General features: G+C 74.1%; 9 protein-coding genes. All 9 read left to right on the forward strand.

The genetic code is table 11. The annotated features are described in order from the left end of the window. Positions 1 to 59: 59 nt before the first annotated feature. Positions 60 to 413, forward strand: a complete 354-nt coding sequence (locus tag IE326_RS13650) for an STAS domain-containing protein (RefSeq protein WP_030749286.1) — start codon at positions 60 to 62, stop codon at positions 411 to 413. 12 nt (positions 414 to 425) lie between these two features. After that, the gene (locus IE326_RS13655) at positions 426 to 890 is read left to right on the forward strand and encodes an ATP-binding protein (protein WP_190041629.1); all 465 of its coding nucleotides are present in this window, start codon (positions 426 to 428) and stop codon (positions 888 to 890) included. 227 nt (positions 891 to 1117) lie between these two features. Then, positions 1118 to 3454 (forward strand): sodium-translocating pyrophosphatase, encoded by a 2337-nt coding sequence (locus IE326_RS13660; RefSeq protein ID WP_190041630.1) that lies wholly within the window; start codon positions 1118 to 1120, stop codon positions 3452 to 3454. 162 nt (positions 3455 to 3616) lie between these two features. Next, complete coding sequence (locus IE326_RS13665) at positions 3617 to 4264, forward strand: small secreted protein (protein WP_190041631.1); 648 nt, start codon at positions 3617 to 3619, stop codon at positions 4262 to 4264. 183 nt (positions 4265 to 4447) lie between these two features. Beyond that, on the forward strand, positions 4448 to 5995 hold the full coding sequence (locus IE326_RS13670) for a DUF7059 domain-containing protein (protein WP_190041632.1): 1548 nt from the start codon (positions 4448 to 4450) through the stop codon (positions 5993 to 5995). A gap of 201 nt (positions 5996 to 6196) precedes the next feature. After that, positions 6197 to 6394, forward strand: a complete 198-nt coding sequence (locus IE326_RS13675; protein ID WP_150229145.1) for a hypothetical protein — start codon at positions 6197 to 6199, stop codon at positions 6392 to 6394. Positions 6395 to 6706: 312 nt separating this feature from the next. Then, positions 6707 to 9550 carry a type I DNA topoisomerase gene (gene topA / locus IE326_RS13680; RefSeq protein ID WP_190041633.1) on the forward strand — a complete coding sequence of 948 codons (2844 nt, stop codon included), beginning with the start codon at positions 6707 to 6709 and terminating at the stop codon, positions 9548 to 9550. Between the two features lie 109 nt (positions 9551 to 9659). Next, positions 9660 to 13040 (forward strand): dTMP kinase, encoded by a 3381-nt coding sequence (gene tmk, locus IE326_RS13685; RefSeq protein ID WP_190041634.1) that lies wholly within the window; start codon positions 9660 to 9662, stop codon positions 13038 to 13040. A gap of 191 nt (positions 13041 to 13231) precedes the next feature. Next, a complete protein-coding gene (locus tag IE326_RS13690; protein ID WP_150229138.1) occupies positions 13232 to 14431 on the forward strand; it encodes a DNA polymerase III subunit delta' in 1200 nt (399 codons plus the stop codon). Positions 14432 to 14495 lie beyond the last annotated feature (64 nt).

The following is a 14495-nucleotide window of genomic DNA, read 5'->3' on the forward strand; positions in this document are numbered from 1 at the left end:
CGACTCCGTCCGGGAGATCCGAGGGGGCGAACGCCCGATAGCAAGGTGCTGGAGGATCCGTGGACCTGTCCCTGTCGACTCGCACTGTGCCCGGAGCTGGCGGCGACCGTACGGTCGTCGAGGTCGGTGGCGAGATTGATGTTTATACCGCGCCCAAGCTGCGCGAGCAGTTGGTCGAGTTGGTGAACGACGGCAGTTACCACCTGGTCGTCGACATGGAGGGCGTGGACTTCCTCGACTCCACCGGCCTCGGTGTGCTCGTGGGTGGCCTCAAGCGCGTCCGTGCGCACGAGGGTTCGCTGCGCCTGGTCTGCAACCAGGAGCGCATTCTGAAGATCTTCCGGATCACGGGCCTCACCAAGGTCTTCCCGATCCACACGTCGGTCGACGAGGCCGTCAACGCGGTCGACTGACCGGGGGATCCCATGGCCACCGTTGAACTCCGCTTCAGCGCCCAGCCCGAGCACGTCCGCACGGCCCGCCTGGTGGCGGCCGCGGTCGCCCGCCGGGCCGGGGTGGACGAGGCGGTTCTCGACGAGGTGCGCCTCGCCGTCGGCGAGGCGTGTTCCCGCGCGGTCGGGCTGCACCGCGGCAACGGCGTCGTCACGCCCATCCGGGTCGTGCTGACCGAGGGGGAGAAGACGTTCTCCATCGAGGTCGGCGACGAGGTGCCCGGTGCGGGCGCGGAGGTCGGCGGCGGGGTTCCCGGCGCGCGCGCCGAGGCACCGGCCGGGGATCCCGACGACGTCGACGGCGAGGACGAGATGGGCCTCGCGGTGATCCGCGGGCTCGTCGACGACGTCGAGGTGACCGTCGGCGAGGACGGCGGCACCATCCGGATGAGCTGGCCCATCGCATCCGTGGAGGCGGACGCGGACATCCTGTCCTGATCCCGCGCCCCGGAACGTACGGAAAGAGGCCCCGCCCCCGTGGCGGGGCCTCTTTCCGTGTGCCCGCCCCCGGCAGTACCTCATCGCAGCCCCCGTAGCCCGGCCGCTCCCCCCAGTCGGTCCCTCTCCGTGCCACCGGTCCCCGGGAGGGGCAATCGATGGATTCCTCCGGAGCGGCGTCTCAGGGAGGCGTTTCGCCCCGTTTCGCATCCCTATGATCCGCTTCTATGCACCCGGAAACGGAACTGGCCCAGGAGGCCCCCGCCGCCCTCGCCGCGGCGGTGCTCACCAGCGGGAACCGGACGATCGTCTTCGTCGTCGCCGGTGTCGCCCTCGCCGCCCTGGTCACCGCCCGGCTCTTCGGCCGCCAGGTGCTCAGGGCGGCCGAGGGCACCCCGACGATGCGGAGGATCGCCGCGGCGGTGCAGGAGGGCGCCAACGCCTACCTCGCCCGCCAGCTGCGCACCATCGGCCCGTTCGCCGTCGTCGTCTTCCTGCTGCTCCTGGCGCTGCCCGCCGACTCCTGGTCGCAGCGGGCCGGACGCTCGCTGTTCTTCCTGGTCGGGGCGTTGTTCTCGGCGGTCACCGGCTACGTCGGCATGCGGCTCGCGGTCCGGGCCAACGTCCGGGTCGCCGCCGCCGCCCGGGAGGCGGCCCCGGCCCCCGGCGAGCCGGGCCTGGAGCCCGCGGAGGCCGCCCGCCGGGCTATGCGGATCGCCTTCCGCACCGGCGGCGTCGTCGGCATGTCCACGGTCGGCCTCGGACTGCTCGGCGCCGCCTGCGTCGTCCTCGTCTACGCCGCCGACGCGCCCAAGGTCCTGGAGGGCTTCGGCCTCGGCGCCGCCCTCATCGCCATGTTCATGAGGGTCGGCGGCGGCATCTTCACCAAGGCCGCCGACGTCGGCGCCGACCTCGTCGGCAAGGTCGAGCAGGGCATCCCCGAGGACGACCCGCGCAACGCCGCCACCATCGCCGACAACGTGGGCGACAACGTCGGCGACTGCGCGGGCATGGCCGCCGACCTCTTCGAGTCGTACGCCGTCACCCTGGTCGCCGCCCTCATCCTCGGCAAGGCCGCCTTCGGCGACCACGGCCTGGTCTTCCCGCTGATCGTGCCCGCGATCGGGGTCCTCACCGCCGTCGTCGGCATCCTCGCCGTCGCGCCCCGGCGCTCCGACCGGGGCGGGATGCGCGCCGTCGACCGCGGCTTCTTCGTCTCCGCGGCCGTCTCCCTCGTCCTGGTCGCCGTCGCCGCCTTCGTCTACCTGCCCTCGTCGTACGCCGGGCTGGCCGGGGTCACCGAGCCGGGGCTGACCGCGCACGACGGCGACCCCCGGGTCCTCGCGCTGGTCGCGGTCGCCCTCGGGATCGTGCTCGCCGCGCTCATCCAGCGGCTCACCGGCTACTTCACCGAGACCGACCGCCGGCCCGTCCAGGACATCGGTCGTTCCGCGCTCACCGGACCCGCCACCGTCGTCCTCGCGGGCGTCGCCATCGGCCTGGAGTCCGCCGTGTACGCCGCGCTGCTCATCGCCCTCGCCGTCTACGGGGCGTTCCTGCTCGGCGGCGCCTCCGTGATGCTGGCGCTGTTCGCGGTCGCGCTCGCCGGGACCGGGCTGCTCACCACGGTCGGCGTGATCGTCGCCATGGACACCTTCGGCCCGGTCGCCGACAACGCGCAGGGCATCGCCGAGATGTCCGGGGAGGTCAGGGGCGCCGGGGCGCAGGTCCTCACCGAGCTGGACGCCGTGGGCAACACCACCAAGGCGATCACCAAGGGCATCGCGATCGCGACCGCCGTCCTCGCCGCCGCCGCGCTCTTCGGCTCCTACCGCGACGCCATCGCCGGCGCGGTCGCCGAGGTCGGCGCGAGGACCGGCGAGCTCAGCCTCTCCATGGACATCTCCCAGCCCAACAACCTCGTCGGGCTGATCCTCGGCGCGGCCGTCGTCTTCCTCTTCTCCGGACTGGCCGTCAACGCGGTGTCCCGGTCGGCCGGTTCGGTGGTGTACGAGGTGCGGCGGCAGTTCCGCGAACACCCCGGGATCATGGACGGCAGCGAGACCCCCGAGTACGGGCGGGTCGTGGACATCTGCACCAGGGACGCGCTGCGCGAGCTCGCCACGCCCGGGCTGCTCGCCGTCACCGCGCCCGTCGCGGTCGGCTTCGCGCTGGGGGTCGGGCCGCTGGGGGCGTACCTCGCCGGGGCGATCGGCACCGGTGCGCTGATGGCGGTCTTCCTGGCGAACTCCGGTGGCGCCTGGGACAACGCGAAGAAGCTGGTCGAGGACGGCGCGCACGGCGGCAAGGGCAGTGCGGCGCACGAGGCGACGGTGATCGGCGACACGGTCGGCGACCCGTTCAAGGACACGGCGGGGCCGGCGATCAACCCGCTGCTGAAGGTGATGAACCTGGTGGCGCTGCTGATCGCCCCGACGGTGGTCCGCTTCGGCTACGGAGCGGACGCCGACGCGTGGGCGCGGGCCGGGATCGCGGCCCTGGCGCTGCTCGTGGTGGTCGTCGCGGTGTACGTCTCCAAGCGGCGCAGGGTGGCCGTCTCCTGACGTGTCGTCCGTCTCATTTCCGGGGTGCGCGAACCGTCCGCAGGCCGGTCACCGCTTGGGTCAAACGGATTCAACACGGGAGGAATCCATCGTACGAAAGGTGGAAGTCGTCCGCGCGGCGTGTATGTTCCGGGGCCGGGAGTCTTGGAAGGGACCGATCCGGTGAACAAGAAGCTTGCGGCGGCGCTGTCCGGCAGTGCGGTACTGATGCTCGTGCTGTCCGGTTGCAGCGAGGACGAGGGCGACAAGGTCAACGACTGGGCCAAGTCGTTCTGCGACCAGGCGAAGCCGCAGATCCAGAAGCGGGCCGACGCCCACCAGATCATCATCTCGACCGCGGCGGACAGCCGTCCGGCGGAGATCCAGGCCGCCGACTCCAAGGCGTTCAAGGACATCGCGGACGCCGACCGGGCGCTGGCCAAGGCCGTCGAGACGGCGGGCGTCCCGCCGATCGAGAACGGCGAGAAGGTCCAGAAGGACGTCATCGCCGAGCTCAACGCGACCGCCGTCGCCTACGACGGGCTGAAGAAGCAGGTCGACGCGCTCGACCCGACGAACCAGCAGAAGTTCGCCGAGGGTCTGAAGACCGTCGCGGACGGCCTCACCAAGATCGAGAAGATGGACCAGAACGCGCTGGCCAACCTGGAGAACGGCGAGCTGGGCCAGGCCATGGCCAAGCAGCCGGGCTGCCAGAAGCCGACGCCGGCGATGCCGAAGACGCCGTCCGGATCCGCGTCCCCGAAGGCGGGCGCCACGCCCACCACCTCCGCCTCGCCGAAGGCCAAGGCGTCCGCCTCGTCGGAGTCGTGACCCCGACCCGCCCCGGGGCCACCACCCCGGCCCGATCCGGAGTCGTGGCTCTGGCCTGACCCGGGCCCGGCGCGAAGAAGCTCGGTACGCGCGACGTGTGTGTGCCGAGCCCCTTCGCGCCGGGCCCGGGCCCTCGGACTGTCGGTGGGCCGGTTGTCGGCGGCGGCCGTCACAATGGAGTGCGTGAGTACGACCAGCCTGACCACCAGCCTTCCGGTGCCCGCGCACGCCGCCCTCCTGCGCGAGGCCCTGCTCGCCGCGGACTTCACCGCCGACGGCCTGCTCGACCTGCTCGGCGCCCCCGCCTACGCGGCGCTCGCCCGCAGCGAGACCGTGCCCGCCCTGCGCGCCACCCGCGGCGACTCCCCGCTGGAGACCCTCGTCCGGCTCTTCCTGCTCCAGGAGGCCGTCGAGCCCGCCCGGGCCGCCGCCGCCCTCCCGCTGGACGAGGCGCTGGCCGACGGCTGGGCGGTCCGGGAGGACGACGCCGTACGGGCGACGGTCGACGTGCGGCCGTACGGCGGTCCGGACGGCGAGGACTGGTTCATCGTCTCCGACCTGGGCTGCGCGGTCGGCGGGGCCGGCGGCATCGGGAGGAAGGACGAGGGGGTCGTCCTCGGCGTCGGCGGCGCCTCCACCACCCTCGCCGGGATCACGGTCCGCACCCCGGTCGCCGCCGCGCTCGACCTCGGCACCGGCTCCGGCATCCAGGCCCTGCACGCGGCCCGGCACGCCACCCTGGTCACCGCCACCGACCTCAACCCGCGGGCGCTGGACTTCACCCGGCTGACGCTCGCCCTCTCCGGGGCCCGGGAGGCCGAGCTGCTGGAGGGCTCGCTGTACGACCCGGTCGACGGCGACACGTACGACCTGATCGTGTCGAACCCGCCGTTCGTGATCTCCCCCGGCGCCGGCCTCACCTACCGGGACGGCGGGATGAGCGGCGACGACCTGTGCCGCACCCTCGTCCGGCAGGCCGGCGAGCGGCTGAACGACGGCGGGTACGCCCAGTTCCTCGCCAACTGGCAGCACGTCGAGGGCGAGGACTGGCAGGACCGGCTGCGCTCCTGGGTGCCGCGGGGCTGCGACGCCTGGATCGTCCAGCGCGAGGTGCAGGACGTCACCCAGTACGCCGAGTTGTGGCTGCGCGACAGCGGCGACCACCGCGGCGACCCCGAGGCGTACCGCGCGGCGTACGACCGCTGGCTGGACTCCTTCGAGGAGAGCGGCACCCGGGCGATCGGCTTCGGCTGGATCACCCTGCGGCGCGACCCCACGGTGGCCGCCGGGACGGCCGAGCCGTCGATCGTCGTCGAGGAGTGGCCGCACCCCGTGGAGCAGCCGCTCGGCCCGTACGTCCGCGCCCACTTCGAGCGCCAGGACTACCTGCGCACCCACGACGACGCCGCCCTCCTGGAGGACAGCTTCACCCTCGCCCCCGAGGTGGTCCAGGAGCAGGTCGGGCTGCCCGGTGCCGAGGACCCCGAGCACGTCGTCCTGCGGCAGAACCGGGGCATGCGCCGCGCCACCCGGGTCGACCACGTGGGCGCCGGCTTCGCGGGCGTCTGCGACGGCACGCTCAGCGCCGGCCGGATCCTCGACGCGATCGCCCAGCTGATGGGCGAGGACCCGGTGCTGCTGCGGGACCGCACCCCGCAGTCGATCCGGCTCCTCGTCGAGGAGGGCTTCCTCGTCCCGGAGTCCCTGCTTCCGGCGGAGGGGGAGGAGTGAGGAGGGGGACGGAGTAGTGGGGCGGTACCGGCCATCTTCGTGAAACCGCGCGCCCCGGCCCGCGTCGTTCACCCGGAATTCGCGTCCTTGACGCCGTGAGGTGTCAGCCTCCCTTCCAGGACGCCCCGGCTCCCTTCCGGGACGCCTCCGGGGGAGACACACCGCGCGGACACGGCGCGGACACGGGAAGCGGGTACGGGCATGGAGAGCGGGCCGGCGATCTTCGCGGGGACGGCGTTCGCGCTGTTCGGGGGCGCGCTGCTGCTGTGGACCACGGTCCGCGTCCGGCAGGGCGAGCCCGTCGCGCTCGGCGCCGCCCCCCGCGCCGCCGCCGTCCTCGCGGGCCTCGCCGGGGCGCTCTCGCTCGCCCTCGGCGTCTGGTGCTTCGGCCGCCTCTGAGCCGCCGCCCGCGCGCCGCGCTGAGACGCGCTCCACACCCGGCCGCCCCGCCGGTCCGGCAGTCCGGGCGGCAGGAAGGGCAGGAGTCGGGTTACCGTTCGAGTGGCCGTTGCGGGCTTTCGCCGTTTGACACGGGGGCGGGTTGTACCGTCACACTCCGCAGCGACGGGAGCGTCACCGTCCGTGGCGCTGTCGTGCGCGCCCAGCGTCGTACCGGCGCTGAGGTGGCGCTGCCAGCGCCGTACAGGCCAGGCCCTGGCCCGCACGGGCCCGTACGGGCCTGGAGAGTGTCGACCGGAGAGAAGAGCGAAGTTGTCCCCGACCAGCGAGACCGCACACGGCGGCCGCCGACTCGTCATCGTCGAGTCGCCTGCCAAGGCGAAGACGATCAAGGGCTACCTCGGCCCCGGCTACGTCGTCGAGGCGAGCGTCGGGCACATCCGTGACCTCCCCAGCGGCGCCGCCGAGGTGCCGGAGAAGTACACCGGCGAGGTGCGCCGCCTCGGCGTCGACGTCGAGCACGACTTCCAGCCCATCTACGTCGTCAACGCGGACAAGCGGGCGCAGGTCAAGAAGCTCAAGGACCTGCTGGCCGAGTCCGACGAGCTCTTCCTCGCCACCGATGAGGACCGCGAGGGCGAGGCCATCGCGTGGCACCTCCAGGAAGTCCTCAAGCCCAAGGTCCCCGTCCACCGGATGGTCTTCCACGAGATCACCAAGGACGCCATCCAGGCCGCCGTCGCCAACCCGCGCGAGCTGAACAAGCGGATGGTCGACGCCCAGGAGACCCGCCGCATCCTCGACCGCCTCTACGGCTACGAGGTCTCGCCGGTCCTGTGGAAGAAGGTCATGCGCGGCCTCTCCGCCGGCCGCGTGCAGTCCGTCGCCACCCGGCTCGTCGTCGAGCGCGAGCGCGAGCGCATCGCCTTCCGCTCCGCCGAGTACTGGGACCTCACCGGCACCTTCTCCACCGGCCGCGCCGGCGACCCGAGCGACCCCTCCTCCCTCACCGCCCGCCTCGCCGCGGTCGACGGCAAGCGCGTCGCGCAGGGCCGCGACTTCGGCGCCGACGGCCGGCTGAAGAGCGAGGCCGTGCTCCACCTCGACGAGGCGAACGCCCGCGCGCTCGCGGCCTCCCTCGCCGACACCCGCTTCGCCGTCCGCTCGGTCGAGTCGAAGCCGTACCGCCGCTCCCCGTACGCCCCCTTCCGCACCACCACCCTCCAGCAGGAGGCCAGCCGCAAGCTCGGCTTCGGCGCGAAGGCGACCATGCAGGTGGCGCAGAAGCTGTACGAGAACGGCTTCATCACCTACATGCGTACGGACTCCACCGTGCTCTCCGACACCGCCGTGGCCGCCGCGCGCGCCCAGGTGACGCAGCTGTACGGCGCCGACTACCTGCCGGAGAAGCCGCGCGTCTACGCGGGCAAGGTCAAGAACGCCCAGGAGGCGCACGAGGCGATCCGGCCTTCGGGTGATCGTTTCCGCACCCCGGCGGAGACCGGTCTGACCGGCGACCAGTTCAAGCTGTACGAGCTCATCTGGAAGCGGACCGTCGCCTCCCAGATGAAGGACGCCACCGGCAACTCGGTCACCGTCAAGATCGGCGGCACCTCCGCCGACGGCCGCGACGCCGAGTTCTCGGCCTCCGGCAAGACCATCACCTTCCACGGCTTCATGAAGGCGTACGTCGAGGGCGCCGACGACCCGAACGCGGAGCTCGACGACCGCGAGCGGCGCCTGCCGCAGGTCGCCGAGGGCGACGCGCTCGCCGCCGAGGAGATCACCGCCGACGGCCACGCCACCAAGCCGCCCGCCCGCTACACCGAGGCCACCCTGGTCAAGGAGCTGGAAGAGCGCGAGATCGGCCGCCCGTCGACGTACGCCTCGATCATCGGCACCATCCTCGACCGCGGCTACGTCTTCAAGAAGGGCACGGCCCTCGTGCCGTCCTTCCTCTCCTTCGCCGTGGTCAACCTGCTGGAGAAGCACTTCGGCCGGCTCGTCGACTACGACTTCACCGCCAGGATGGAGGACGACCTCGACCGCATCGCCCGCGGCGAGGCCCAGTCCGTGCCGTGGCTGAGGCGCTTCTACTTCGGCGAGGGCGAGGGGGCCGCGACCGGCGGCGCCGCCGACGCCGGGAACGGCGACGGCGACCACCTCGGCGGCCTCAAGGAACTCGTCACCGACCTCGGCGCCATCGACGCCCGCGAGATCTCCTCCTTCCCCGTCGGCGACGGCATCGTGCTCCGCGTCGGCCGCTACGGCGCCTACGTCGAGCGCGGCGAGCGGGAGCAGGAGGGCTACCAGAAGGCCGACGTCCCCGAGGACCTCGCGCCCGACGAGCTCACCGTGGAGTACGCCGAGGAGCTGCTCGCCAAGCCGAGCGGCGACTTCGAGCTGGGCACCGACCCGGTCAGCGGCCACCAGATCGTCGCCAAGGCCGGCCGGTACGGCCCGTACGTCACCGAGATCCTCCCCGAGGACACCCCGAAGACCGGCAAGAACGCGGTCAAGCCGCGCACCGCCTCCCTCTTCAAGACGATGTCCCTGGACACCGTCACCCTGGAGGAGGCCCTCCAGCTCATGTCGCTGCCGCGCGTGGTCGGCACCGACGCCGAGGGCGTCGAGATCACCGCGCAGAACGGCCGCTACGGCCCGTACCTCAAGAAGGGCACCGACTCCCGGTCCCTGACCAGCGAGGACCAGCTCTTCAGCATCACGCTGGAGGAGGCCCTCGCGATCTACGCCCAGCCCAAGCAGCGGGGCCGGGCCGCCGCCAAGCCGCCGCTGAAGGAGCTCGGCACCGACCCCGTCAGCGAGAAGCCCGTGGTCGTCAAGGACGGCCGCTTCGGCCCGTACGTGACGGACGGCGAGACCAACGCGACCCTGCGCACCGGCGACAGCGTCGAGACGATCACGCCCGAGCGCGGCTACGAGCTGCTGGCCGAGAAGCGCGCCAAGGCCCCGGCGAAGAAGACCGCCAAGAAGGCCCCGGCGAAGAAGACCGCGGCCAAGAAGACGGCGGCGAAGAAGACGGCCGCGAAGACCACCGCGGCCAAGAAGACGGCCGCCAAGAAGACCACGACGGCGGCCAGGAAGACCACCGCCGCCACCGCTGCCAAGAAGGCCGCGTCGGCGAAGCCGGAGTAGTCCCGGCCGCACGGGGCAGCGGGGAAGGGCAGGGGCGGACGCTCCTGCCCTTCCCACGTTTGTTCGGCTGTGGACCCGGTGGGCAGGGCCGTCCGGATAGGGTGGACGGATGACGCGAGCAGAGCAGCCAGAGCTTCTGGGCGACTCCCAAGCCGCACCCGCCCCCGGCGCCGCCCCCGTCTTCGACGCGGCCCTCGTCGCGGATTCCCGGGAGCGCGCCGTGAAGGCCCTCGTACGCCACCAGCCGCTGCGCCGGCTGTGGAGCGCACAGGTCGTCGGCGGCGTCGGCGACGCCCTCGCCCTCCTCGTCCTCGTCCTCCTCGGCCTCCAGGCCGCGACGGGCACGGACGCCTTCGGCGGCGGCTCCCGCGGCCTCGCCTTCACCGTGGCCGCCGTCGTCGGCGCCCGGCTGCTCGCCACCGTCCTCTTCGGCGCCGTCCTGCTCGGCCCGCTCACCGTCCTCACCGCGCCCGGCGCCGCCCTCGACCGGCGGTGGACCATGATCGGCGCCGACGGGCTGCGGATCGCGCTCCTCGTCGTCGCCCCCCTGTGGATCGACTGGGTCCCCGGCAGCGCCCTGTGGTTCGTGCTCGGCACCGTCTTCCTGACCGGTGCCGCCGAGCGCCTCTGGACGGTCTGCCGCGACGGCGCCGCGCCCGCGCTGCTGCCCGCCGCGCCCGTCGAGGGCGACGCGGTCCGGCCGCTCCCCGACCACCTCGGCGCCCTGCGCACCCTCACCCAGCGCACCGCCTTCCTCGCCGTCCCGGCCGCCGCCGCCGTCCTGCTCGCCGCCACCCTGGTCGGCAACCTGCTGGGCTCCGGCATCGACTGGTTCTCGCTCCACCAGGCCGCCCTCGGCTCGTACGCCGCCGCCGGCCTCTTCGCCGCCTCCGTCAGCGTCCTCGCCCCGATGACGCTGCCCGGCGGCCGGACCCCGCGCCCCCGCTCGCCGCTGGAGGGGCTGCGCCGCCCCGCCGGCGACAAGGGCCGCACCGGAGCCGTACCGCTGCTCGTCCTGGCCTGCGCCACCGTCGCCGGCGCCGTCGCCGCGGCCGCCTCGCTCGCCGCGCTGCACGCCTTCGACCTCGGCGGCGGGCCCGTCACCTACGCGCTGCTCGTCCTCGCGCTCGCCGGGACCACCGCCCTCGGCATCCGCACGGCCCGCTCCGTCCTCCCGGTGCTCTCCCGGCGCCGGCTGCTCGCCCTCGCCGTCGCCGTCACCGGCGTCGCCCTGATCGCCGTCGGCCTCGTGCCCGACACCGCGACGGTGCTGCTGCTCGCCGCCCTCGCCGGATACGCGGCGGGCGTCGCCGCCAACACCGGTCACGTCCTGATCGACCAGGAGACCGAGGAGCCGGGCCGGGAGCGCACCACCGCCCACCTCCAGGCCACCGCGCGCGTGGGCATCGCCGTGGGCGCGCTCGCCGCCCCGCTGCTCGCCGCCCTGATCGGCCCGCACCGGCTCGTCTCCGACTCCGGGGCCTTCGTCTTCGACCACGGCGGCGCCGCCTTCACCCTCGCCCTCGTCGGCGCCCTGCTGCTGCCCGTCGCCGCGCTCGTCCTCGCGAAGACCGACGACCGCGCGGGCGTGCCGCTCCGCCGCGACCTGCGCGACGCGCTGCGCGGCGCCGACCCGGCCCAGGCCCCGTCCGCGACCGGTTTCTTCATCGCCCTGGAGGGCGGCGACGGCGCCGGCAAGTCCACTCAGGTCCAGGCGCTCGCCGACTGGATCCGCGCCAAGGGCCACGAGGTCGTCGTCACCCGCGAGCCCGGCGCCACCCCCATCGGCAAGCGGCTCCGCTCGATCCTGCTCGACGTCTCCTCGGCCGGGCTCTCGAACCGCGCCGAGGCGCTGCTGTACGCCGCCGACCGCGCCGAGCACGTCGACTCCCTGGTCCGGCCCGCCCTGGAGCGGGGCGCCATCGTCATCTCCGACCGGTACATCGACTCGTCCGTCGCCTACCAGGGCGCGGGCCGCGACCTGTCGCCGACCGAGATCGCCCGCATCTCCCGCTGGGCCACCGGCGGCCTCGTGCCGAACCTGACCGTCCTCCTCGACGTCTCCCCGGAGACCGCCCGGGAGCGGTTCACCGAGGCGCCGGACCGGCTGGAGTCGGAGCCCCCGGAGTTCCACGCACGCGTGCGGGCCGGATTCCTCGCCCTCGCCGCCGCCGACCCCTCGCGCTACCTCGTCGTCGACGCCGGGCAGGAGCCCGAGGCCGTCACCACCGTCGTGCGCCACCGGCTCGACCGGATGCTGCCGCTCTCCGAGGCCGAGGTGAAGGCCGCGGAGGAGGCCCGCCGGAGGATCGAGGAGGAGGCGCGGCGCAAGGCCGAGGAGGAGGCCGCCCGCAAGGCCGAGGAGGAGCGCCTGGAGGCCGAGCGCCAGGCCCAGCTCGCCAAGCTGCGCGCCGAGGAGGAGGAGCGCAAGCGGCGCGAGGAGGAGGAAGCGCGCCGTCTGGAGGCCGAGCGGCAGGCGGAGGAGGCCCGGCGGAAGGCCGAGGAGGCCCGGATCGCCGCAGAGGAGAAGGCCCGCCGCGAGGAGCAGGAACGACTCCGCAAGCAGGCCGAGGAGGAGGCCCGGCTCCGCGCCGAGGCCGAGGCGCTCCGCCAGGAGAAGCAGCGGAAGGCCGAGGAGGCCCTGCTCCGCGCGGAGGAGGCCCGCCGGCTCGCGGAGGCCGCGGCCGCGGCGAAGGCGGCCGAGGAGGCCGCGGCGGCGGCGGAGAAGCTGGCCGCCGAGCAGGCCGCGAAGGCCGCCGCGGAGAAGGCCGCGGCCGAGGCCGCGTCGCGGGAGGCGGCCCGGCGCGCCGCCGCCGAGAAGCGGGCCGCGGAGGAGCGTGCCGAGGCCGAGAAGCGGGCCGCGGCCGCGCGCAGGGCCGCGGAGGAGTCCGCCAATGAGGTCACGGTCCAGACGCCGATCGTGAAGCTGGACAAGGACGCGGGCGGATCCGCCGGCGGCTCTTCGGGCACGGGGGCGGGAACGGACTCCGGTACGGGGAGGGGTGCTGGTACGGGTTCCGGTACGGCCACGGGCAGGGGCGCGGGCGCCTCGGGCGTCTCGCCGAACGAGGTCACCGTGCCGACGCCGGTCGTCCGTCCGGAGGACCCGCGGCCCGAGGCCGAGACCGCGGTCCTGCCGCAGGTGACCGACCGCGCGGCGGACGAGACCGCCGTGCTGCCGCCCGTCCGGGACACCGCTGCGGACGAGACGGCGGTGCTGCCGGCCGTGCGGGACGAGCGTCCCGGGGCGCGGCGGACCGACCCGGTGGACCGGGTGCCGCAGGACTTCTTCCGGGACGAGGCCGGTGCGCGGGGGGCGAACGACGTCACCCGCGAGCTGCCCCAGCTCGACGAGGAGGGCAGGCCGCGCCGCCGCTCGGACTGGGCCGAGGAGACCCCCCTGGACGACCTGCCGACGCTCGCGGACGAGCTGTTCGGCGGGTACGAAGGGGACGACGAGGACGGGGACGGCCGCCGAGGGCGCCGCTGACCGTCCGGGCGCCTCCGAGGCCCGTCGGCGCTCCGGATCCGACGCTCGGGCCGAAGGCCCGGTGCCACCCCGTCTCGGGCGGTGCCGGGCCTTCGGCGTACCGTCCCTGCGCAGCCGGTCCCCGGAGACGCCGGGACGGGTTGTCAGTCGGCTGCCCCACAATGGAGGACGTACCTTCAGGAGGGGCAGACATGGCCGTATGGGACGACCTGGTCGGGCAGGCGCGGGTCGAGGAGCAGCTCGCCGCCGCCGCGCGGGACGCCGACGCGCTCGTCACCGCCCAGGCCGAGGGCGGGCCGGGGCCCGAGGCGTCGAAGATGACGCACGCCTGGCTCTTCACGGGCCCGCCCGGCGCGGGGCGGGTCGACGCCGCCCGGGCGTTCGCGGCGGCCCTCCAGTGCGTGAGCCCCGACCGGGCGCTCGGCGGGGCGCCGGGCTGCGGCTTCTGCACCGGCTGCCACACCACGCTGGTCGGCACCCACGCCGACGTGACCGCGATCGCCGCCGTGGGCACCCAGATCCTCGTCGAGGACATGCGGGACACGGTCCGCAAGTCCTTCACCTCCCCGGCCAACGGCCGCTGGCAGGTCATCCTCGTCACCGACGCCGAGCGGCTGAACGAGAAGTCGGCCAACGCCGTCCTGAAGGCCGTCGAGGAGCCCGCCCCGCGCACGGTCTGGCTGCTCTGCGCCCCCTCGGTCGAGGACGTGCTGCCGACGATCCGCTCCCGCTGCCGGCACCTGAGCCTGCGGACCCCGCCGGTGGAGGCCGTCGCCGACGTGCTGATCCGGCGCGACGGCATCGAGCCGGAGGTCGCCCACGCGGCGGCCCGCGCCACCCAGGGGCACGTCGACCGGGCCCGCCGGCTCGCCACCGACGAGCGGGCCCGCGCCCGCCGCGCCGTCGTCCTCAAGCTGCCGGTGCGGGTCGCGGACATCGGCGGCTGCTTCAAGGCCGCCCAGGAGCTGGTGGACGCGGCGGCGGAGGACGCGAAGCAGGTCGCCGAGGAGGTCGACGTCAAGGAGACCGAGGAGCTGAAGGCGGCCCTCGGCGCCGTGCAGGGCGGCCGGATGCCGCGCGGCACCGCCGGGATGATGAAGGAGCTGGAGGACAAGCAGAAGCGCCGGGGCCGCCGGACCCAGCTGGACAGCCTGGACCTCGCCCTCACCGACCTGACCGGCTTCTACCGGGACGTGCTCGCCCTCCAGCTGGGCGCCCGCACCCCGCTGGCCAACGAGGACGTACGGGACACGATCGAGCGGATCGCCCGCGACACCACCCCCGAGCGCACCCTGCGCCGGGTGGAGGCCGTCCTCGCCTGCCGCACGGCCCTGGGGCGCAACGTGGCGCCCCTGCTCGCGGTGGAGGCGATGACGATGGCGCTCCGCTGACGCCCCCGGGGGGGCCGGATCCGGCACCGGTGGCGATTGGACACGTTCCGTACCCGGCCGGATA

Source organism: Streptomyces filamentosus (genome assembly GCF_014654895.1).
GTDB classification, from domain to species: Bacteria; Actinomycetota; Actinomycetes; order Streptomycetales; family Streptomycetaceae; genus Streptomyces; species Streptomyces filamentosus.